Raw genomic sequence first — 19,213 nt, forward strand, 5'->3', positions numbered from 1 at the left:
AGCCACGAATGGCTGGAGTCACCACGCTCTCCTGCGACGGAAAGTCCCAAAGAACAGCGCACAGACCTGAGTACCGTCCACCGTGACGGGAATGTTGCCTCCGGGGAATCTTAGACCGGCTGAGACTCCCACGGAGGAAACCCCGTCGTGAACGACGGGGAGGATGTCATTCCGGCCGGGAACAAAACCGTTGGCCCCCGAGTATCCCGACGGGGAACGCGGAACCGAAATGTCTTATTGTCCGTCCAGTCAAGGACCACTCACATGATAACGGGCACGTCGACGGCCCAGGCGATCGCGGCGGCGGTTTCCCAGCGACTCGGCGAACCACTGGTCGACCTCGACGCGGACGGCACCGCCGAGGCCGCCGAGAACGTCACCGTCGGCGCGGACGAGCGGGTCGTCGTCATCGGCTCGACCACTTCGAGTCGGTCACACCTCGAACTGCTCGAACTACAGGAGCGGGCACTCGAGCGAGATCCTGCCGAGATCGTCACCGTGATCCCGTATCTGGGGTACGCACGTCAGGACAAACTCTTCGAGCCCGGGCAGGCCATCTCGGCCCGGGCGGTCGCCAGGGCGATCGCCGCGAGCACGGACCGGGTCTACTCGGTCAACCCGCACAACATCTCGGTACTCGATTACTTCGGGATCCCGGCCGAACCGGTCGACGCTGCCCCGCAACTCGCCAAGCCGCTGCCTGACGACCTAGTCGAGCCGGTGTTTCTCGGTCCCGACGAGGACGCCGAGTGGCTCGCACGGTCCGTCCGGAACACCTACGGCGTCGGGCTCGTCGAGAACTTCGAGAAGGTCAGACACTCCGCGACCGAGGTCGAACTCTCGGCTGACGAGAAGGACTTCTCCGGCCGCGACGTCGTCCTCGTCGACGATATGATCGCCACCGGCGGCACCATGAGTGAGGCGGTCAATCTCCTCGCCAGACAGGACACCCGGCGCGTGTTCGTCACCTGCATCCACCCGCTGCTGGTCGAGAACGCTCTGAGCAAACTCCACCGGGCCGGCGTCCAGTCGCTTTACGCCACCGATACTATCGACCGCTCGATCAGTCAGGTCAGCGCCGCACCGCCGATCGCCGACGTCCTTCAGCAGTAACACCTGCGGCCGATTCTGCCGTCCTTCGTCTCAGCCGTCGTCGATCCCGATACTCTCACGTAGTTCCGTGAGTGCGCCGGGGATGTCCTCGCGTCCGAACAGTGACGACCCGATCACGAACGTGTCGACGCCCGCCTCGGCACACCGGGGCCCGGTCTCTTCGTCGACGCCGCCGTCGACCTCGATTTCGGTGTCCGTCTGTTCCGCGATGCGTTCGACGCGGTCCAGCGTTTCGGGCTCGAACGACTGCCCGCCGAAGCCCGGCTGAACGCTCATCACGAGGACCATGTCGACGGTGTCGAGCAACGGTTCGATCGCTTCGATGTCGGTGTCCGGGTTCAGTGCGACCCCGGCGTCCATATCGTGATCGTGAATTTCTTCGACGATGGCACGCGTATCCTCGCGGGCTTCGACGTGGACCGTCAGCCGGTCGACACCGACCGATGCGAAGTCCTCGACGTAGCGACTCGGCCGTTCGATCATCAGATGGGTATCGAAGTACAGGTCGGTCCGCTCGCGCAACGAGGCGATCACCGGCTGTCCAAACGAGATGTTCGGCACGAACTGTCCGTCCATGACGTCCAGATGCAGAAGGTCGACGCTTCCCTCGACCTGGCTGACGTCACCGTACAGATCGCTGAAATCGGCCGCGAGGATCGACGGTGCGATGCGACGCATACCTGGCAGTTCAGAACGGAGTCGTATCAACTCGTCGTCTCACACCAACGGAGCACCAGTCGTTTCAACTCGTCGTCTCACACCACCGGGCGAGCGTCACTCCGCGCGTCCGCCGTCACCCACTGCCACGTCCGAACTGTCGGTCTTTGCGTCTCGCGCCTCGACCTCGAAGGTCGACAGCAGGCTCCGGAGCCGGTCGGCCCGATCGTTGAGGGACTCGACAGTGGTACTGACTTGCGACATCGACGCCGCCTGCTGTTGGGCCGCCGCGGACGCACTCTCGCTTTCTTCGGCGACCCTGTGACTCACGTCGGCGACGTTTTCGATCGAGGAGACGACTGACTCAGTGGACGTGGCCTGCTCGTCGGTCGCCCTGTTGATCTCCTGGATCCCTTCGTCGGTTTCCTCGGCGTTTGTCGCGACCTGTTCGAACGCCTCGGCGACCGCTTCGGCGGCTTGGACCTCCTCGAGCACGTACTGCTCGGCCGTCCGAGCTTGCTCGACGGTCCGTTCGGTCTGTGACGTGACGTCTGCGATGAGCGCCTCGATGTCGGCTGCTGACTTCTGTGTCTGTTCGGCCAGTCCTTTGACCTCCTCGGCGACGACGGCGAACCCGTCGCCGCCGTCCTCGCCGCCGGCTCGTGCCGCCTCGATGTTGGCGTTCAACGCCAGCATGTTCGTCTGCTCGGCGATGTCGCCGATGAGATCGACGATCTCGCCGATTTCGGCCATCCGCTCCTCGAGGGATTCGACGCTCTGGACTGTCGAGTCGATCGCCGTTCGTGCGTCCCGTGCGTCCTCGATTGCACGCTGGGCAGTCTCCTCGCTTTCCTCGGCAATGCGCGCCGTCTCGTGGGACCGCTCGGCGACCGTTTCGGCCGAGGCGGCCACCTCCTCGACGCTCGCAGAGAGGTTCGACATCTCTTCGGAGGCGGCCTCGAGCATCTCCCGCTGATCGGCTGCCGCGCTCGCTATCTCCTCGACCGCCTCGCTCACCTCTTCGCTCGCGTTCGCGGCCTCTTCGGTCCCCGAAGTCGCTTCGACGCTCGCGTCGGTGACGGTCTCGGCGAAGGACTGCAGTTCCGTCATCGCCGTAGCCGTGTCCTCGATCATCTCGTTGAACGACGCGGCGATCTGGGCCATTGCGTCGCTCTCGACGCCATCGTCGAGTCGGATCGTGAGATCGCCGTCGGCGGCCTGCCGGATCTTCGTGCTGTAGGCGTCGGCCGTCGCTTCGAGGTGCTCGTTGGCCCGCTCGATCTCGGTCTGTCGGGCCTCGGCTTCGGCTTTCATCTCCTGGGCTTGGGCCCGTGCCTCCTCGATTTCAGCCTGTTTGGCTTCGAGGTCTTCGATCTCCCGACTCCTCTCGCGGGCCTCCCGGAGTTGTTCGCGTGCCTCTTCGCGGGAGCGCTCGGTCGAGTACCAGTGGGACATCAGCGCGATAGCTAGCGCCAGGACGAAGATACCGTGAATGAAGCCCCACGCCCAGGGATTGTTGATCGCGGCGGTGTGGTTGTAGACGCGACTCGGGTTCACCATACCGAACCCGCCGTGAGTGAGAACGACGTATCCGATCCCCAAGGCGAAGGGGAGCCAGTCCTCGTAGACCGCGACGACGGCCATCCCGACGAAGAAGTGAAAGTGCGCCTCGATGAACCCGCCCGAAACGTGGACCAGCACCACCGACGCCGACAACAGGCCAGTCGTCGCCAGCGCGGTCCGCGCTCGGCGGGAGAACCGAGGGACAGCAGCGGCGAGCGCAAAGGCCACGACGATCGCGAGTTCGACGAGCAGATACGACAGGGGGATCGCCGGGATCGTCGCGCCGGTGACGACCGATTCGGTGCCCTCGAAGGTTCCAAGCACAAACAGGAACGGAACGTGGGCGAGAATCAATACGACAATGTTCCGATGGCGACTCCGCCAGGACTCCTCCGGGATCGACTGCCCGCTCGGGACGTACTTCAGCGTCTCCTGTATCCGGCGTCTCCACCCAGCTAATCGGTTAAATTCGCCGGTATTAGGCGTTTCTGTGCCTTCCATACCCGTAGGCATGGATACCCGGTGAAAAACCCGTCTCCCGTGGTATCAAATCCTGAAACGACGATCGCGAGTGGCACTCTCCGGGGAGTCTCCGTCAGCGTCTAACAGTAGGTATTTGACGCGGAGTCCTAACGTACGGACATGGACGAACGAACGCGAACGGAGGCGAAGCGACGAGCGAGCGAGAGCGCGGTCGAGGCTGTCTCCGATGGGGACGTCGTCGGTCTCGGAAGCGGGAGCACAGCCGAACACGCGATCCGGATCCTCGGGGATCGAGTCGATTCCGGGCTTGACATCGTCGGCGTCCCGACATCCTTCCAGGCGCGGGAGGTCGCAATCGAGGTCGGCATCGAGTTGACGACCCTCGACGAGACCGACGGGCACATCGACGTGACGATCGACGGTGCCGACCAGTTCGTCGGAGCGGATCTGATCAAGGGCGGTGGGGCCGCTCACGCCCGCGAGAAGATCGTTGCGAGCGCGACCGACGAACTGGTGATCGTCGTCGACGAGACCAAACGCGCCGACGTCCTCGACGAACCCGTGCCCCTGGAGGTGCTGCCCGACGCCCGAACAACGGCTGCCGCGGCAGTCGAAGAGTTGGGCGGCGATCCGATCCTCCGGCGGGCCGAACGCAAGAGCGGCCCCGTCGTCACGGACAACGGGAACCTGCTGTTCGACTGTGACTTCGGTGCGATCGACGATCCGACGGCGTTGGCTACCGATCTGGCGACGCTGCCCGCCGTCGTCGAACACGGACTGTTCCCTGCATTCGCCGATGTGATTCACGTCGGTACGACCGGCGGTGTCGATATCGTCGAACCGTAGCGACGAAGTGAGTTAAAACTGATAGTTCCGCCCGGTCCCATCCAGGTACCGAGAGAAACGTCGAGGCCCCGGAGCGTGATCGACGGGAACGTCGACCGACCGGTGTCCGTTCGGGCCGATGTCGATCGGTTCTCCTGCCGTCACGGCTAAGTCCGTCCCGCCACTGACTACCGATATGGGCGAGGACGCGACTCTCGGCGACTTCGTCGAGGGGGAAGACGGATCCCCGGGCAATCGTCGGGAGTCGGGGGAGACCGACGCCGCCGGGATCGAGCCGGCACGGACGACCTATGCGTTCGTCCCGGACGGAGGAACCTGTGAGGCGTGTGGGGAGCTGAGTGAAGGTCGCTGGCATCAGGACGGAGACCTCGTCTGTTCGACCTGTAAGGAGTGGTGAGCGTGAACGTGACGTTACAACGGTCCAGACTGGTGTTCATTGCGATCCTGCTCGGCGGCGTCGTCGGCTTCGGCCTGGCCGACTACGCCCTGGCGAACGCCGGCTATCCGATGGTCGGCGGGATCGTCTGGGCGGTCGGCTATCTCGGGACAGTGCTCGTCCTGTGGTACGGCTGGGTTCGTGATCTCGAGTTCCGCGGGCCGTGAGCCTTCGACAGTCGTCTCTCCACCTGCCGTGGCGGCGATTCCCAGGGGTAGCGGAAGTTTAATGATCGAGTCAGGGTGATTCTGAGACAAGAATGAACGGGCTAGGCCCCCTGCAACTGGTTGACAGCGTGCTCCTCAACTACAACGTGGGGGACGCGCTGTTGTTGTTGCTCGGTCTCTCGGTACTTGCGGCCATCGTGTTGCGCTCCAGGAAAATGTTCTCGACACAGGCGATCGCGTTCGGTCTGCTGCTGGTAGTAACCCCCACCGGTGCGCTGGAACCGGGCAACGGGAGTCTCCTCGGCTCGGTCCTGCAGTACAAGTTCTTCGGGCTCGTTCTGGTAGTGGCCGGTCCGGTGCTTTACATGACTACCAGACAGTGAATCGCTCGGTCACTCGAGTTTGCCGAGCGCAGTGAAGAACTCCAGAGCCGGGCCGGCGACCTGCACCGGCTGTTCGGCGCGTTCGATCGTCACCTGCGTCGGGGGCTCGATCTCTTCGGTCGTCCGGCCGTCACTGACGACCGAAGCGGTGTCGGCGTCCTCGACGCGGATCGTGATCGTGGTGTCCTCTTCGACGACGAGGGGTGGCATCGGTCGTTCGGCGGCCATCTCCGTGACGACCCAGACCGGGACGTCCGGATGGACCAAGGGACCGCCCTCGCTGAGGTTGTAGGCCGTGCTCCCCGTCGGCGTCGCCACCAGGACCCCGTCCGCGTGTCCGCTCGTGTAGAGTGCGTCGTCGACCCGGACTGTGACGCCGACGCCGCTGCCGTGGCCACGCTGTGGTCCCTGGACGACGACCTCGTTGAGTGCGGGCTGGAGGCTCCAGCCGTCGCCGCCGACCTGCAACCGCGGCAGTTCCCGTGTGGGGGTTGTCCCGTTCTCGCGGATGTCGGTAACGACGTCTCTGATCGTCTCGATGGCGTCGTTCGGGGAGACGGCGTTCAGGAACCCGACCTCGCCGAGGTTGACGCCCATGATCGGTGTCCCGGCCGATCCGCGGGCGGCGTGGAGGAAAGTGCCGTCCCCGCCGATCGAGACGACGAGACCACACTCACTCATCGTCTCGACCGAGACGCTCTCGGGGGGCTCGAGTTCCGGCGTGGCCACGCCCCCGTAGGTTTCGTGACGGTCGTCCGAAAGCGCCTCGGCTGTCACGTCGTCGACGACGACGTCGACGCCTTCGCCCCGGAGATCCATGCGAACGGCCTCTACCAGCGAGCGGGCTCGTGGATTGTCCTTCTGACCGACGAGTCCGAGCTTCATACCACGTGCTTGCTTGCCCCCACTGATAAAATCGTAGCATCTCCCTCGACGCGTGACGGACAGAGTTATTGAGTCCCCGCGCGAACCCACCGACATGACTGTCGGGCGGGGAGGACGTCCATGAGCGAGGACGACTCCGAGGACGACTGGTTCGAGGAGGCACTCGCCGAAGAGAGCGGCTCCGACGGGACTGGCGGGAACGTCGAGTCTTCCGACCCCACGGACGACGATTGGTTTCCCCAAGAAGACGGTACGGACGACGAGACGGCCTCGCCCGTTGGGGACGTCGAATCTGACGTCGAGACGGGGGACGTCGAACCCACGGAGCGGGCTGACACTCCAATCGGGAAGGGCTCCGAGGCCGGCGCCAACGAGGGAGCGACCGAGGTCGACGACGATTCGTTGTTCGAGGAGGACTTCGCCAGCGCGTTGGCATCCGCGGGCGGACCTGAGAGTGGCGAAGATGCCGGGGAGGGTGGTTTCGCCGAGGAGGACTTCGACTCGGAGATCCCACGGATCGATCTCGGTATCGAGGGGCTCGACGATATGATCCAGGGCGGGATCCCCCACCGCCACCTCATGGTCGTCATCGGCGCGCCGGGGACAGGCAAGACGACCTTCGGCCTGCAGTTTCTCAACCACGGTCTCCAGGCGGGCGAGAACGCCGTGTTCGTCACCTTAGAGCAGAGCAGAGAGAGCATTCTCGACACCGCCAACGAGCGTGGGTGGGACTTCGGCCGGTACGAACGCGAGGACCGGCTGGCGATCGTCGATCTCGATCCGGTCGAGATGGCCAACAGCCTAGAGAACATCCGTGGCGAGTTTCCCGAACTCGTCCGGGAGTTTGGTGCCGATCGGCTGGTGCTCGACTCCGTCTCGCTGCTAGAGATGATGTACGACGACCAGTCTCGCCGCCGGACCGAGGTCTTCGACTTCACCCGCTCGCTGAAGGCCGCGGGCGTGACGACGATGGTTACCAGCGAGGCCAGCGAGGACAACCCCTACGCGTCCAGACACGGCATCATCGAGTACCTGACTGATGCCGTCTTCGTCCTCCAGTACGTTCGCGGGGACGCCCAGGAGACCCGTCTGGCCGTCGAGATCCAGAAGATCCGAAACGCCAACCACTCCCGGGCGACCAAACCATACGCGATCACCCTCGACGGCATCGACGTCTACCAGCAAGCCAGTATCTTCTAGGAGCCACTTTTTCCTCGGGTTCGATCGCAACGGCGATCGAACCCGAGGAAAATTGGGGAAAACGCACCTGCGCACTCGCGAAGCTCGTCCGCAGCGAACGTCTCGCTCCGCTCGACGATGCTGCTGGACGTAGCCTGCTGAATGCGATGTCGAAGAGGCGGGACTACTTCTGCTGATCCAGATACTCTTGGGCGATGACGTCGCCGCTGGAAGCGCCGATGCGCTCGGCACCCGCCTCGAACATCGCCTTGGCGTCCGCCCAGGAACCGACGCCACCGCTGGCTTTCACGGGGGCGTACTCGCTCATGAGTTCGACGTCCGGGACGGTCGCTCCGCCGCCCCCGAAGCCCGTCGCCGTCTTGACGAAGTCCGCGCCCGCGTCGGCGACCAGCTGGCTGGCGCGGTGCTTCTCCTCGTCGGTCAAGAGTGGCGTCTCGATGATGACCTTCACCGGCTTCGTGGTCGCAGCGACGACGCTTTCGATGTCTTCGCGAACGGCATCGTCTTCGCCGGCCTTCAGCAGTCCGACGTTCATGACCATGTCGAGTTCGTCCGCCCCGGCCTTGACGGCGTCTTCAGCCTCCGCGACCTTGGCCGTCGTGGAGTGATTGCCGTGTGGGAACCCGATGACAGTCGCCACTTCGACGTCGGGAGCGTACTCGCCAGCCATCTCAAGGTAACACGGCGGGATACACGTGCGCAAGCCGTATTGGCTTGCCTCGTCTAACACTTCTTCAACGTCTGCCGGTGTCGTTTCGGGGCCGAGTACGGTGTGTTCGATCCGCGGGAGAACGTCTTCCATAGGCGTATATTAAATAATGCACCGCATAAAAAAGGACCGCCGCGCGACCGGTTGGACTGCTCTCCCCGCGGGCAGTCACCCTTCGAGCCAGGGATCCCTGGCGGACCCGCCGTAGAGTTCCCGCATCAGCGTCACGACGCTCTCGGGCGGGTACTGGCCGCGCTCGGTGACGATCGCGTCGACGTACCGTGCCGGCGTCACGTCGAAGGCAGGGTTCTCCACGGCGACGTCGCCGATCTGCTTGCGCGTGGCTTCGTCGAGCACCTCGCGTTCCTCGCGGGTTTCGATGTCGACGCTGTGGCCCGTCAACGAGTCCGGGTGCAGCCGCAACGTCTGGGCGGCGACGGTCACCGGGACGCCGCGCTCGCGGGCGATGACCGCCAAGTCGCTCGTCCCGATCCGGTTGACGACCGATCCGTCCGCGGCGATACTGTCGGCGCCCACGAGGACGTGGTCGGCGTCGTCGAGGAACCGCCGCGCCGCGCTGTCGACAATCACCGTGACCGCGATATCCCACTCCTGGAGCTGTTGCGCGGCGATGTGGCCCTGCTTGCGCGGGCGGGTCTCCTTGACGAACGCGTTGATCTCCTTGCCGTCCGCGAGCGCGTGTTCGAGCGTCGCAAGCGCGTCAGCCGAGTGCGAGTGGATCATTACCGTGTCGCCGTCCCGCAGTCGACGCGATCCGATCCGCCCGAGTGTCTCGCGCGCCCGGTCGATGTTTTCCTGGAACGTCCGGGCGGCGCCCGTCACCGATTCCCGGAGCGACTCCACTGTCTCGCCGTCCATGCGCTGAAAGAGATATCGCAGCGCGTTCGAGAGGCTATCGTCGTCAGGTCGGGCGTCGTGAAGCGTTCGTGCCGTCTCCCGCATCGTCTCGCGGAATTCCTCGGGCGTGTCGGCCGCGGCGTCTCTCGCCTGGGCCTCCATCGCCTGGGCCGTCTCGCGGGCGATGGTCGCGGTCCCGCGGATGTCCCGGTTCTTGATCTGTTCCGACACCGAGCGTACTCGCTGATGGGTCATTGGCCGGAACTATTCTCCCAGCCGTTAAGAAACCGCTGGCTCCACCGCGGGACGGCGTCGGTCCCCCGTCCAGCGAACGGCTGAACCACCACGTCTTTATGACTGGTGTCGACACATATCCAGTATGCCGATCGGCTTTATCGGGGGCAGCGGCATCTACGACGCGCTCCCGCTCGAAGACACTCGAACGATCGACATCGAGACGCCGTATGGCGATCCGAGCGCACCCGTCACCGTCGGCACGCTCGCCGGAACCGACCGGGATATCGCGTTCGTCCCGCGCCACGGCCGGGACCACGAGTACTCTCCCTCCGAGGTTCCCTACCGGGCGAACATCCACGCCCTGAAAGATCTCGGGGTAACCCACGTCATCGCGACGAACGCGGTCGGGAGTCTTTCGGGTGATATCCCGCCGCGGACCATCGTCGTCCCTGATCAGTTGTTCGACCGGACGCGCCACCGCGAGTTTTCCTTCTTCGGCGACGGGATCGTCGTCCATCAGGGCTTCGCCGAGCCGTTCTGTCCCGAACTCGCGAGCCACCTCGCCGACGCCGTCGAGGCGGCGACCGAAGAAACGGCCCGCCGCGGCGGTACCTACGTCTGCATCGAGGGACCGCAGTATTCGACACGTGCAGAGAGCGAGTTCTTCCGTCAGCAAGGCTGGGACATCGTCGGGATGACGGCTATACCGGAGGCGAAACTCGCTCGTGAAGCCGAACTGAGCTATGCGACGATAGCCGGTGTCACTGACTGGGACGTCTGGAAGGACGACGCCGAGGTGTCCCTAGAGGAAGTCCTGGAGAACGCGGCGGCGAACGAGACCGTCATCAAAGAGGCCGTCCAGCACGCCGTCGAGACGCTGCCAATGAATCACTCCTGTGCGTGTCACGCGGCGCTCGAGGGGACGATCAACACCGAGCCCGGTGCTATCCCCGAGGAGACATTCCGGCGCGTCGAACCGCTGGTCGGTGAATACGTCGATCGGTAGGCCACTCGAGGCCGTTCGGGATCGACTGACTGGCGTTGATCTCGGAAACTGAGCCGCCCCTGGGCGGGACATACCCTTTTGTTGTTCCATCCGGAAGGCTACTCCATGCTGAAACAGTCCCACCTGCAGATCGAGATGGATCAGTTGGCCGACATCGCACTCCTCCCGGGAGATCCCGATCGCGTCGATCGGATCGCGACGTACTGTAGAAACGTCGAGCAGGTCGCACGGAACCGCGAATACAAAGTCCTCAACGCGACGTACGAAGGACGTGACCTTACTATCGCTTCGACAGGGATCGGGGCACCCTCGGCTGCCATCGCGATCGAGGAACTCGCCAACGTCGGCGTCGAGACGATCCTCCGGGTCGGGACGACGGGTGGCCTCCAGAAGGGTATCGAGATCGGGGACATGGTGGTCGCGACCGCTGCCGCCAAGAACGAGGGGACGAGCGACCGCTACGAGTCCGCCGAGTATCCCGCCGTCGCCGACTACGACGTCCTCACGACGCTGGTCGAGACGGCTGAGGCGAACGACGAGGACGTCCACATCGGCCCGATCGCCACCGACGACGCCTTCTATAACGAGACCGAGGAGATCGTCGCCGATTGGGTGGAGGCCGGTATCCTCGCCGTCGAGATGGAGGCCTCGGCGCTGTTCACCCTCGCCCGTCGTCGCGGCATCCGCGCGGGCGCGATCTGCACTGTCGACGGCAACCTCGTCGAGGGGACTCAAAAGGGCGCGACCGACGAACGCGAACTTCCCGACAAGGCCAAGAACAACATCGGCCGGGCGACCGAGATCGCGCTCGACACCGCGACACAGCTTTGAATCCACTCTTCCTTCGTTTATATGGGAACCACACTTATAATGGATCGCAGTATTTATCAGTGGAATCCGACTAAGATCACGCGTCCATGATCGTACTACCACGCGACAGTCGCGGGGAACGGTTGCGCGCCGTGTCGTCGGATGGCGACGGCTTCGACAGGCGTCGTCGGATCGGTTCGCCGAACGTTCCCGTTCGGACTACAAGACGGCGCTCGAATCGCACGCGAATCGAACGTGGGGTGGCCCAATGAACGCGACCCTCGTCGCGCTCGCGACGCTGACTGGTCTTTTGACCGGGATCGTCTTCGGCTTCTTCGAAGTGCCGATCCCGGCACCGCCGAGTCTCGCCGGTGTGATGGGTATTGTCGGCATTTTCCTGGGGTACCGGCTGATGGGCTTCTTCGATTACGGGTTCGACTTGCTGGACGCTCTCGGCCTGTGATCGTTCCGGACTGCCGGAGCGAAAATACTGATTTCCCGGAGGAAATTGCGGTTTTCGGGGCGATTACACAGCGCGTGGACCGCCGGTGATGCCCGCGGGGTGGTGTCATTCGCCGTCGAGTTCGGCGACGAGAGCGGCAAGCCGTTCGATCGACTGTCGCTGGGCATCGGTACGTTCGCTGATGGACTTGCTGACCTCACTGGCCTCCCGAGCACGATCGCGAACGTTTTCGAGGGTCGTCGTCACTTCCTCGATCGCGGCCGCCTGATCGTCGTTCGCCTCGGCGATCTCGGCGATCCCGGTCGAAACCTCCTCGATCTCCGTCTCGATGTCTTCGAAGGCGTTTCGGGCCGTCTCGACCTCTTCGATCGTGGCCTCGATCTCCGCCGTGGCTCGATCGATGGTCTCGGCCGTCTGGTCGGTCTGGCTCTCGACGGTTTCGACCTGCCTGGAGATCCGCTCGGCGTGATCGCCCGTCTCCTCGGCCAGGGCTTTGACCTCCTCGGCGACGACTTCGAATCCCTCGCCGGCCTCGCCCGCGCGGGCGGCCTCGATGGAGGCGTTCAGCGCCAGCATGTTCGTCTGATCGGCGACATCCTGGATCACCTCGACGATCGTCTCGATCTCCGCCGTGCGATCCTCGAGTGCCTCGACCGTCTCGACGAGTTCGTCGCCGGTCTCGGCGAGCTCTGCCGCACTCTCCCGGGCGCGTCTCCCGGACTCGAGTCCGTCTTCGGCCGTCTGCTGGCTCCGTTCGGCGGCGGTCGCGATCTGGTCGGAGTTGGCCGCGACCTCCTCCATCCGGGCGCTGAAGTTCTCGAGTTCGGTCACTGCCTCGTCGAGGTCTCTGGCCTGGTCCTCGACGAGTTCGGTAATCTGACTTGCCTCGGCAGTGGTTTCGCTCGCAGATTCGGTCAACTCCGTGGCCTGGGTGTCGACTTGCTCGACGATCTGTTCGAGTCGCGCCGCCGTCTCGTTGACTTGTTCGAGAATGTCGAGTAAGTGAGTCGAGACGTGTGCTGTCTCCTCGAAGGACGCCCGCGCGTCCAGCGACCCCTCGCTCACGGCTGACAGCGTCTCGATGACCTCTTCGACGAGCGCCTCCGTGCGTTCCTGGCGGCGCCGTTGCTCGGTTTCGTCCCGGCATATCTGGACGACTGCCGAGAGCTCGCCGTCTGCGAAGATCGGCATCGCGTTGAACCGAACGTACCGTCGCTCCCCGGCGTCGTTCTCCAGCCAGAGTTTCGACTCGTAGACCGGTGTCTCCGTGTACGGCGAGGAGACGCGTTCGACCCGGTCGTTGCGATCGGCTTCGCGGGGATCGTCGACAACTTCGTTCGCCAGCGTCTTGATCCGGTTTCCGTCGTCGTCCCGACCGAAGAACTCGTCGGTCCCGAGCATCTCCTCGCGGCCCAATCCGAGCAGCGGTTCGAGGCCGTCACTCCAGTGAATCACCGTGTGTTCGCTGTCGAGTACGTATGCCGGGATCGGGAGCACGTCCAGCACCGTCCGGACGTCCACTCCGCTGGACATCTCGGCGGCAACGTCGTCATCCATGGCCGGAATGAAGACGCTGGGACGGATAAAGTATTATATAGCCATGGGTTTATAAAGCGGTACTTTATAATGGAGTCCGATCGTACGCCCGGATATGGAGCCCGAAGAACTCATCGAAGTGGCACACGAAGCCCGCAAAGAGGCGTACGTCCCCTACTCGGAGTATCCGGTCGGGGCGGCGCTCGAAACAGCGGACGGCGAGGTCTATCGCGGTTTCAACGTCGAGATCGTCAACTACTCTAATAGTTTCCACGCCGAGGAACTCGCCGTCACGGGAGCGATCCGCGACGGCCACACCGACTTCGAGCGGGTTGCGGTCGTCTCGGCGGAACACGACGGTGTCACGCCCTGTGGAATGTGTCGCCAGACCTTCGCGGAGTTCTGTGACGACTCCTTCGAGATCATTACGGAGGACGACGGCGAGATACAGCGGTACACGCTGGGTGAGTTACTCCCGGCCGCAATGAAGCCAGGGAACCTGCAAGACCGGTAACTCGCCCGTCGAACGCGTCGACGATCGATCGAGTGGACTACTGTTTTCGAGGTGACTGTCTGCTGACTGGAGTGACGATTGTGGAGATCTACCGTCCTGAATCAGCAGACAATCGTCGAAATCAGACCGCCAAGAATGTGGGACAGTGACGCTGAGACTACTCCTCGCCGGACTCGTAGTGTTCGCCGGCTTCGGCCGGCAGGCGTGTGTACCCGACGAACGCGAGCACGATGATGACTGAGACGTACGGCACCAGTCGGATCAACTCGGTCGGGGCCGGGATGAACGGGATCTGTTGGAGGCGGATCTGCAAGGCGTCCAGCCCCGCAAAGAGGATCCCAGCCGCGGCAGTCCCGAGCGGGTTGTAATTGCCGAACAGGTACGTCGTGATCGCGATGAACCCGTCCCCGGCGATCATCGTCTGGCCGCTCCCGATGAAGCGACCGGCCCGACCGACGACCAGGCCGGCACCGCCGAACCCGGAGAGGACTCCCGAGAGGACGACGCCGACGTACCTGACACGGTGGACGTCCACGCCGGCCGTGTCGAGCGCGGAGGGATTCTCCCCACTTGCCTCGATCCACCGGCCAAAGCTCGTGTGGTTGAGGACGAACCACGAGACGACGATCGTCACCAGCATCAGGATGACGATCGGGCTGGCGTCGAAAATGATTGGCCCGACAACCGGGATTTGAGAGAGTCCCGGGACCGTCACCGTGTTCAGCGTCGCGATGCTCGCGCTGTTGACCGATCCCCAGATTACGATGCTGAGGAACGGTCCGAGACCGAGTCCGACCAGCCAGACGGCGAGGCCGGCGATGATCTGGTCGGCCCGGAACTCGATGACGAGCACGGCAAACACAAGCGCGAGCAGCGTGCTCGCGAGGACACCGGCGAACAGACCGATCCAGACTGCCGACTGGGCGTCGCCGCCGAGCAGATGGGTGACTGCGACGGCGGTGAACGCCGAGATGATCAACAGTCCTTCGAGGCCGATGTTGATGACACCGCTCTTCTCGGCGAAGATACCGCCAAGCCCGGCGAAGACGATCGGCACGGCGATCCGCAGTGTCGACTCAACGAAGCTGGTGTTGAAGATCCCGACAACGGTCGACGCACGGGATCCCGGCATCACGACGTTGATCACCGCACCGAAGACCGCCGCGACGAAGAACGACCCGAAGACGATCCTCGGAATACGTCCGACGTTTGCGAACCAGTCGCGAACGCTCGCGAGCGTACTGCCGTCGGCCGGTGCGTTACTCATTGCCGCCACCTCCGGTCGCCGCGGAAGCCGGGTCCGGTTTGATGCCCAGCCGGTTTCCGAGCATCCGGAAGGCTTCCGGCATCGCGATGAACAGGATGATCATCCCGCGGAGGACGGCAACCAGCTCCGGCGGGACGCCGAGCTGGAAGTTAATGGCGTTCGAACCGCCTTTCAGGACGCCGAACAGCAGTGCCGCGGGGATGACACCGATCGGGTTGTTCCCGGCGAGCACCGAGACGGTAATGCCGTCGAACCCGACCGAGGGGACGCCCTGTCGCCAGGCGCCGATGACCATCATCGACCACATCGCGCCGGCGATGCCGCCGAGGGCGCCCGACAACGTCATCGTCGAGACGACCATCCGTTCGGCGTTGGCACCGCCGTACAGCGCCGCAGCCGCCTGTTTCCCCGAAACGCGCAGGTCGTACCCGAAACTCGTGTACCGCAGAACGTAGTAGACGGCGACGGTCGCGAGGAGTGCAAGGACGAGCGCGACCAGCGAGAACTGACCGCCCTGGGGGAAGACGATCCCGTTGAGCCGGGCGAAATCCGGGATCGGTCGGGTCTTGACGCTCTGGAGCGTCGGATCGGCGAAATACGCCGAAACGAGGAAAAAGGCCGTCCCGGTCGCGATGGTGTTGAGCATGATCGTCGTGATCACCTCGTTGGCGTCGGCATAGGCTTTCAGCGCCCCTGGTATTGCCCCGTAGAGCCCGCCGACGATCGCACCGACGAGCAACCCAAACGGGATCAACAGGAGCGTTCCCACGAGCCCGCCAGGGACGAACGGCGCGACCCAGACGAGCGCGAGCGCGGCCGCAAGCCCGCCGAGAACGAGTTGGCCTTGAACGCCGATGTTGAACAGATCGCCTCGGAAGGCAACAGCGACGGCGAGCCCGGCGAAGATCAACAGCGTCGTTTCCTTCAAGGTCGTTCCCATCGAGAAGTTGACCGGCGACCAACCTTCGGTGAACAACCGCGCCGAGTCGAGGGCGAAGGGTGAGCCAAAGGCCCCGTTGACAAGCACCGCGAAGATCTCGATGGGGTTGTAGGCCTCACCGGAGAGATACCCGGCCACAAGGACGATGATGCTGCTGACGATGATGGCCGTGACCAGTGCGGCGGCGCTTATCAAGATCCGTTCGACGACTGAATTCCCCACGAAAAACCGGAGGAACCGCTGCACTGGTGCGGGATACTGGCGATCGCTCATTCGTCGCCACCCCCGTACTCGTCGGGCATCTCACCGGCCATGAGCAGGCCGACATCCCGGTCGGTCACTTCCGCAGGGTCGACGATGTCCATAATCTCGCCTTCGTAGATGACCGCGAGCCGGTCCGAGAGCTGCTGGACCTCGTCGAGCTTCGAGGAGACAAGCAGGACGCCCTTGCCTTCGTCGCGAAGCTCGACCAACTGGTCGTGGATGAACTCGATGCTCCCGACGTCGACCCCTCGGGTCGGGTGGGACGCGACGATCACGTCGGGATCCCGGAGGATCTCCCGGCCCACGATGACCTTCTGTTGGTTCCCACCGGAGAGAGACTCCGAGGCGGTCTCGACACCCGGAGTCCGCACGTCGTACCGGTCGATTATCTTCTCGGCGTGGTCGCGCGTCGCTCCCCAATCAACTCGGGGGCCGTTCGTGAAGTCGGGGTCGTACTGGTTGCCCAGCAGCGCGTTCTCGACGAGATCGAAGTCCATCACGAGCCCGCGTGCCTGGCGGTCCTCGGGAACGAAAGACATCCCACTCATGATGTGTTCCCGCCGCGAGGCTCTCGTCATGTCCTCGCCGTCGAGCTCGACCGTGCCTTCGTCAGGAACATCGAGGCCGACGACCGAATCGACAAGCTGTGACTGGCCGTTGCCGTCGACGCCGGCGATTCCGAGGATTTCGCCCTCGTGGACCGTCAGATCGACCTCGTCGACCTGTCGAACCCCCTCGTCGTTCTCGACGACGAGTTCGGAGATCGACAGGGCGGGATCACCGGCTGGACGCTCGTCTTTCTCCACTTCGAGCATCACTTCCCGGCCGACCATCAACTCCGCGAGACTCTCTCGCGTCGCAGTCCCGGGGTCGACCGTCCCGACGTTCTCCCCGTCCCGGAGGACAGTGATGTCGTCCGAGATCTCCATCGCCTCACCGAGTTTGTGCGTGATGAAGATCAGCGTCTTGCCCTGTTCGGTCAACTCGTCGACGATCCGGAACAGTTCGTCGACCTCCTGGGGGGTGAGCACGGCCGTCGGCTCGTCGAAGATCAACACGTCGGCTCCGCGATAGAGCGTCTTGAGGATCTCGACGCGCTGTTTCTCCCCGACGCTGATGTCCTCGATCCTCTCAGTCGGATCGAGATCGAAATTGTACCTCTCGCTCAGTTCCCGGACCGCGTCACGGGCGCTCTTGGCATCGTACGCGAGCCCGTTCCACTTGCGTGGTTCGTTGCCGAGGGTGACGTTCTCGGCGACCGTCATCGTATCGACCAGCATGAAGTGCTGGTGGATCATCCCGATCCCGGCGTCGATCGCGTCCTGGGGCGTCTCGAAGTTTATCTCCTGGCCGTCCAGGTAGACCGTCCCCTCCTCCTGCTGGTAGAGTCCGTACAGGACGTTCATGAGCGTGGACTTACCCGCGCCGTTCTCGCCCAGCAGCGTGTGGACTGAACCTCGTTCCACTTCGAGGGTGACTTGGTCGTTCGCGACGACGCCCGGGAACCGCTTGGTGATGTTCTCCATCCTCACCGCTGGACCCGGGTCTGTACTCCCTCCGGTATCGTCTTCCGGTGGTTGTGTCGTTTGTGCCATCGTATCAAATAAGTATCAATGACCGGCGCGGTCGAGACTGATCAGAGGTCGTCAGGGTGGGACGGCACCGTCACGTCGCCATCGATGACAGTCTGACTCTGGGACTGGATCTCGTCTTTGATCTCCTGAGGGATCTGGTCGCCGATCTCAGTTCCGTACAACAGCGCGACGCCATCGTCGTCGAGGCCAAGCGTGATCGTCTCGCCGCCCTTGAACTCGCCGTTGATCGCGTTCCCAACCGAGGTGAGGACTGCCTCGTTGACCTGTTTGACCATACTGCCGAGGATCGCCCCGTTGTATTCCGGCAGCGTCTCGGACTGACGGGCGTCGACACCGATTCCGAACACGCCCCGCTCGTAGGCGGCCTGGAGGACGCCGACACCGGTCCCACCTGCGGCGTGGTAGAGGACGTCCGCGCCGTCGTCGATCATCGAGTTGGCGATCGACTGGCCCGAACTCGGTTCGCTCCATGAGCCGGAGTACGCCACGTTGATGTCGACGTTTTCGTTGACTCGCTGTGCGCCAAAGCGGTAACCGGCCTCGAACTTCTTGATCAGGCCCGTCTCTTTCCCGCCGACGAATCCGATCGTGTTCGAGTCGGTGTTCGTCTGACTCGGACCGGCGGAGAACTCTCGGCTCGTCAACATCCCGGCGAGAATGCCTGCCTGGAAGGACCCTTCGTGTTCGTTGAAGACGTAACTCGCGACGTTGTCGAGGTCCGCCGTCGAGTCGATGAACGTGAACTTCGTGTCCGGGAAGTCCGGCGCGACTTCCTGGAGGGCGCTCTTCTGGGAGAACCCGATCGCGAAGATCTGGTCGTACTCCGGATTCGACGAGGTTGCGAACTGTCGCTGGAACGTACTGAACTCGCTCGGGGACTCCGGTTCGGCGTTCTGGAATTCAACGTTGTACTGCTCTGCGGCCGCCTTGATGCCCCTGTTGGCCATGTCGTTGAACGAGTTGTCGCCGAGGCCACCCGTCGAGTACACCATCCCGACCTGATGGGGGTCGCCGCTCCCGCCTCCACTGGTCGATTCGGTCGTGTCGCCGCCGTCCTCGTTCGAAGGCTCGCTCGACTCGCCGTCTTCGTTCGCGGGCTCGGTCGTGTCGCCGCCACCCGAACAGCCAGCCAGCGAGACGCCGAGTCCACTGACAGCGATACCCTTGATGACTGATCGCCGATCGTAATTTCGAGGCATTACATCCGTTGTGTGGGTCGAATAGTGATAATAGTTATGTTGCTTTCCGCCTTTTAATATAGCACATTGGTTTAAAGGGGCA

20 protein-coding genes are annotated in these 19,213 nt (G+C 63.7%); 10 read left to right on the plus strand and 10 right to left on the minus strand.

Going from position 1 to position 19,213, the window contains the following annotated elements; all coding sequences use genetic code 11:
- Nucleotides 1–264 precede the first annotated feature (264 nt).
- Nucleotides 265–1,113, plus strand: a complete 849-nt coding sequence (gene prs / locus E3374_RS15095) for a ribose-phosphate diphosphokinase (RefSeq protein ID WP_136689784.1) — start codon at nucleotides 265–267, stop codon at nucleotides 1,111–1,113.
- A gap of 30 nt (nucleotides 1,114–1,143) precedes the next feature.
- On the opposite strand, the gene rpe is transcribed toward prs, so the two are convergent.
- Both rpe and E3374_RS15105 read right to left on the minus strand, forming a co-directional pair.
- Nucleotides 1,144–1,791 (minus strand): ribulose-phosphate 3-epimerase, encoded by a 648-nt coding sequence (rpe, locus tag E3374_RS15100; protein ID WP_136689785.1) that lies wholly within the window; start codon nucleotides 1,789–1,791, stop codon nucleotides 1,144–1,146.
- 96 nt (nucleotides 1,792–1,887) lie between these two features.
- Nucleotides 1,888–3,834, minus strand: a complete 1,947-nt coding sequence (locus E3374_RS15105; RefSeq protein WP_136689786.1) for a methyl-accepting chemotaxis protein — start codon at nucleotides 3,832–3,834, stop codon at nucleotides 1,888–1,890.
- Nucleotides 3,835–3,975: 141 nt separating this feature from the next.
- Between E3374_RS15105 and rpiA the strand changes: the two genes are divergently transcribed.
- The 4 genes from rpiA (at nucleotide 3,976) to E3374_RS15125 (ending at nucleotide 5,648) form a co-directional block, all read left to right on the plus strand.
- Nucleotides 3,976–4,662 (plus strand): ribose-5-phosphate isomerase RpiA, encoded by a 687-nt coding sequence (rpiA, locus tag E3374_RS15110; RefSeq protein WP_136689787.1) that lies wholly within the window; start codon nucleotides 3,976–3,978, stop codon nucleotides 4,660–4,662.
- A gap of 175 nt (nucleotides 4,663–4,837) precedes the next feature.
- A complete protein-coding gene (locus tag E3374_RS15115) occupies nucleotides 4,838–5,059 on the plus strand; it encodes a DUF7573 domain-containing protein (RefSeq protein ID WP_136689788.1) in 222 nt (73 codons plus the stop codon).
- A complete protein-coding gene (locus tag E3374_RS15120; protein WP_211194992.1) occupies nucleotides 5,056–5,265 on the plus strand; it encodes a hypothetical protein in 210 nt (69 codons plus the stop codon). Before E3374_RS15115 ends, E3374_RS15120 begins: the two co-directional genes overlap by 4 nt.
- 92 nt (nucleotides 5,266–5,357) lie before the next feature.
- On the plus strand, nucleotides 5,358–5,648 hold the full coding sequence (locus E3374_RS15125) for a hypothetical protein (protein WP_136689789.1): 291 nt from the start codon (nucleotides 5,358–5,360) through the stop codon (nucleotides 5,646–5,648).
- A gap of 9 nt (nucleotides 5,649–5,657) precedes the next feature.
- On the opposite strand, the gene E3374_RS15130 is transcribed toward E3374_RS15125, so the two are convergent.
- Nucleotides 5,658–6,533, minus strand: coding sequence for an NAD(+)/NADH kinase (locus E3374_RS15130; RefSeq protein ID WP_136689790.1), 876 nt, complete (start codon nucleotides 6,531–6,533; stop codon nucleotides 5,658–5,660).
- Nucleotides 6,534–6,653: 120 nt separating this feature from the next.
- Between E3374_RS15130 and E3374_RS15135 the strand changes: the two genes are divergently transcribed.
- On the plus strand, nucleotides 6,654–7,733 hold the full coding sequence (locus tag E3374_RS15135) for a KaiC domain-containing protein (protein WP_136689791.1): 1,080 nt from the start codon (nucleotides 6,654–6,656) through the stop codon (nucleotides 7,731–7,733).
- Nucleotides 7,734–7,896: 163 nt separating this feature from the next.
- Here the strand turns inward: E3374_RS15135 and deoC are convergent, their stop codons facing one another.
- Together deoC and E3374_RS15145 are read right to left on the minus strand one after the other, a co-directional pair.
- The gene (gene deoC / locus E3374_RS15140) at nucleotides 7,897–8,535 is read right to left on the minus strand and encodes a deoxyribose-phosphate aldolase (protein ID WP_136689792.1); all 639 of its coding nucleotides are present in this window, start codon (nucleotides 8,533–8,535) and stop codon (nucleotides 7,897–7,899) included.
- A 75-nt stretch (nucleotides 8,536–8,610) separates the two neighbouring features.
- Nucleotides 8,611–9,555 carry a ribose 1,5-bisphosphate isomerase gene (locus E3374_RS15145; protein ID WP_136689793.1) on the minus strand — a complete coding sequence of 315 codons (945 nt, stop codon included), beginning with the start codon at nucleotides 9,553–9,555 and terminating at the stop codon, nucleotides 8,611–8,613.
- Nucleotides 9,556–9,679: 124 nt separating this feature from the next.
- Here E3374_RS15145 and mtnP point away from each other — a divergent pair, with 124 nt between their 5' ends.
- The 3 genes from mtnP (at nucleotide 9,680) to E3374_RS15160 (ending at nucleotide 11,816) form a co-directional block, all read left to right on the plus strand.
- Nucleotides 9,680–10,543 (plus strand): S-methyl-5'-thioadenosine phosphorylase, encoded by an 864-nt coding sequence (gene mtnP / locus E3374_RS15150; protein ID WP_136689794.1) that lies wholly within the window; start codon nucleotides 9,680–9,682, stop codon nucleotides 10,541–10,543.
- A 105-nt stretch (nucleotides 10,544–10,648) separates the two neighbouring features.
- Nucleotides 10,649–11,374, plus strand: coding sequence for a nucleoside phosphorylase (locus tag E3374_RS15155; protein ID WP_136689795.1), 726 nt, complete (start codon nucleotides 10,649–10,651; stop codon nucleotides 11,372–11,374).
- A gap of 247 nt (nucleotides 11,375–11,621) precedes the next feature.
- Nucleotides 11,622–11,816, plus strand: a complete 195-nt coding sequence (locus E3374_RS15160; RefSeq protein ID WP_136689796.1) for a XapX domain-containing protein — start codon at nucleotides 11,622–11,624, stop codon at nucleotides 11,814–11,816.
- A 105-nt stretch (nucleotides 11,817–11,921) separates the two neighbouring features.
- Here E3374_RS15160 and E3374_RS15165 read toward each other — a convergent pair whose 3' ends face one another.
- Nucleotides 11,922–13,373: a methyl-accepting chemotaxis protein gene (locus E3374_RS15165; protein ID WP_136689797.1), complete on the minus strand. Its 1,452-nt coding sequence runs from the start codon at nucleotides 13,371–13,373 to the stop codon at nucleotides 11,922–11,924.
- Nucleotides 13,374–13,467: 94 nt separating this feature from the next.
- On the opposite strand from E3374_RS15165, the gene cdd reads away from it, so the two are divergent.
- Entirely contained in the window at nucleotides 13,468–13,866 is a 399-nt protein-coding gene (cdd, locus tag E3374_RS15170) for a cytidine deaminase (RefSeq protein WP_136689798.1), read from the plus strand.
- A gap of 157 nt (nucleotides 13,867–14,023) precedes the next feature.
- On the opposite strand, the gene E3374_RS15175 is transcribed toward cdd, so the two are convergent.
- The 4 genes from E3374_RS15175 to E3374_RS15190 form a co-directional block, all read right to left on the minus strand.
- Nucleotides 14,024–14,998, minus strand: a complete 975-nt coding sequence (locus tag E3374_RS15175) for an ABC transporter permease (protein ID WP_394347460.1) — start codon at nucleotides 14,996–14,998, stop codon at nucleotides 14,024–14,026.
- A 127-nt stretch (nucleotides 14,999–15,125) separates the two neighbouring features.
- Nucleotides 15,126–16,346, minus strand: a complete 1,221-nt coding sequence (locus E3374_RS15180; protein ID WP_211194991.1) for an ABC transporter permease — start codon at nucleotides 16,344–16,346, stop codon at nucleotides 15,126–15,128.
- Nucleotides 16,343–17,932, minus strand: coding sequence for an ABC transporter ATP-binding protein (locus E3374_RS15185; protein WP_345890602.1), 1,590 nt, complete (start codon nucleotides 17,930–17,932; stop codon nucleotides 16,343–16,345). The genes E3374_RS15180 and E3374_RS15185 overlap by 4 nt, the downstream gene beginning before the upstream one ends.
- A 41-nt stretch (nucleotides 17,933–17,973) precedes the next feature.
- A complete protein-coding gene (locus E3374_RS15190; protein ID WP_136689800.1) occupies nucleotides 17,974–19,131 on the minus strand; it encodes a BMP family lipoprotein in 1,158 nt (385 codons plus the stop codon).
- Nucleotides 19,132–19,213 lie beyond the last annotated feature (82 nt).

It is taken from the genome of Halorhabdus amylolytica, assembly GCF_004944975.1.
GTDB classification, from domain to species: Archaea; Halobacteriota; Halobacteria; order Halobacteriales; family Haloarculaceae; genus Halorhabdus; species Halorhabdus amylolytica.

What these genes read in the sequence shown, in the direction of transcription:
- E3374_RS15105 (WP_136689786.1), bottom strand. Translation starts at nt 3,834, where the DNA reads ATGGAAGGCACAGAAACGCCTAATACCGGCGAATTTAACCGATTAGCT.
- rpe (WP_136689785.1), bottom strand. Translation starts at nt 1,791, where the DNA reads ATGCGTCGCATCGCACCGTCGATCCTCGCGGCCGATTTCAGCGATCTG.
- E3374_RS15155 (WP_136689795.1), top strand. Translation starts at nt 10,649, where the DNA reads ATGCTGAAACAGTCCCACCTGCAGATCGAGATGGATCAGTTGGCCGAC.
- deoC (WP_136689792.1), bottom strand. Translation starts at nt 8,535, where the DNA reads ATGGAAGACGTTCTCCCGCGGATCGAACACACCGTACTCGGCCCCGAA.
- E3374_RS15185 (WP_345890602.1), bottom strand. Translation starts at nt 17,932, where the DNA reads ATGGCACAAACGACACAACCACCGGAAGACGATACCGGAGGGAGTACA.
- E3374_RS15115 (WP_136689788.1), top strand. Translation starts at nt 4,838, where the DNA reads ATGGGCGAGGACGCGACTCTCGGCGACTTCGTCGAGGGGGAAGACGGA.
- E3374_RS15165 (WP_136689797.1), bottom strand. Translation starts at nt 13,373, where the DNA reads ATGGATGACGACGTTGCCGCCGAGATGTCCAGCGGAGTGGACGTCCGG.
- prs (WP_136689784.1), top strand. Translation starts at nt 265, where the DNA reads ATGATAACGGGCACGTCGACGGCCCAGGCGATCGCGGCGGCGGTTTCC.
- E3374_RS15145 (WP_136689793.1), bottom strand. Translation starts at nt 9,555, where the DNA reads ATGACCCATCAGCGAGTACGCTCGGTGTCGGAACAGATCAAGAACCGG.
- mtnP (WP_136689794.1), top strand. Translation starts at nt 9,680, where the DNA reads ATGCCGATCGGCTTTATCGGGGGCAGCGGCATCTACGACGCGCTCCCG.
- E3374_RS15175 (WP_394347460.1), bottom strand. Translation starts at nt 14,998, where the DNA reads ATGCCGGGATCCCGTGCGTCGACCGTTGTCGGGATCTTCAACACCAGC.
- E3374_RS15180 (WP_211194991.1), bottom strand. Translation starts at nt 16,346, where the DNA reads ATGAGCGATCGCCAGTATCCCGCACCAGTGCAGCGGTTCCTCCGGTTT.
- rpiA (WP_136689787.1), top strand. Translation starts at nt 3,976, where the DNA reads ATGGACGAACGAACGCGAACGGAGGCGAAGCGACGAGCGAGCGAGAGC.
- E3374_RS15135 (WP_136689791.1), top strand. Translation starts at nt 6,654, where the DNA reads ATGAGCGAGGACGACTCCGAGGACGACTGGTTCGAGGAGGCACTCGCC.
- cdd (WP_136689798.1), top strand. Translation starts at nt 13,468, where the DNA reads ATGGAGCCCGAAGAACTCATCGAAGTGGCACACGAAGCCCGCAAAGAG.
- E3374_RS15125 (WP_136689789.1), top strand. Translation starts at nt 5,358, where the DNA reads ATGAACGGGCTAGGCCCCCTGCAACTGGTTGACAGCGTGCTCCTCAAC.
- E3374_RS15190 (WP_136689800.1), bottom strand. Translation starts at nt 19,131, where the DNA reads ATGCCTCGAAATTACGATCGGCGATCAGTCATCAAGGGTATCGCTGTC.
- E3374_RS15160 (WP_136689796.1), top strand. Translation starts at nt 11,622, where the DNA reads ATGAACGCGACCCTCGTCGCGCTCGCGACGCTGACTGGTCTTTTGACC.
- E3374_RS15130 (WP_136689790.1), bottom strand. Translation starts at nt 6,533, where the DNA reads ATGAAGCTCGGACTCGTCGGTCAGAAGGACAATCCACGAGCCCGCTCG.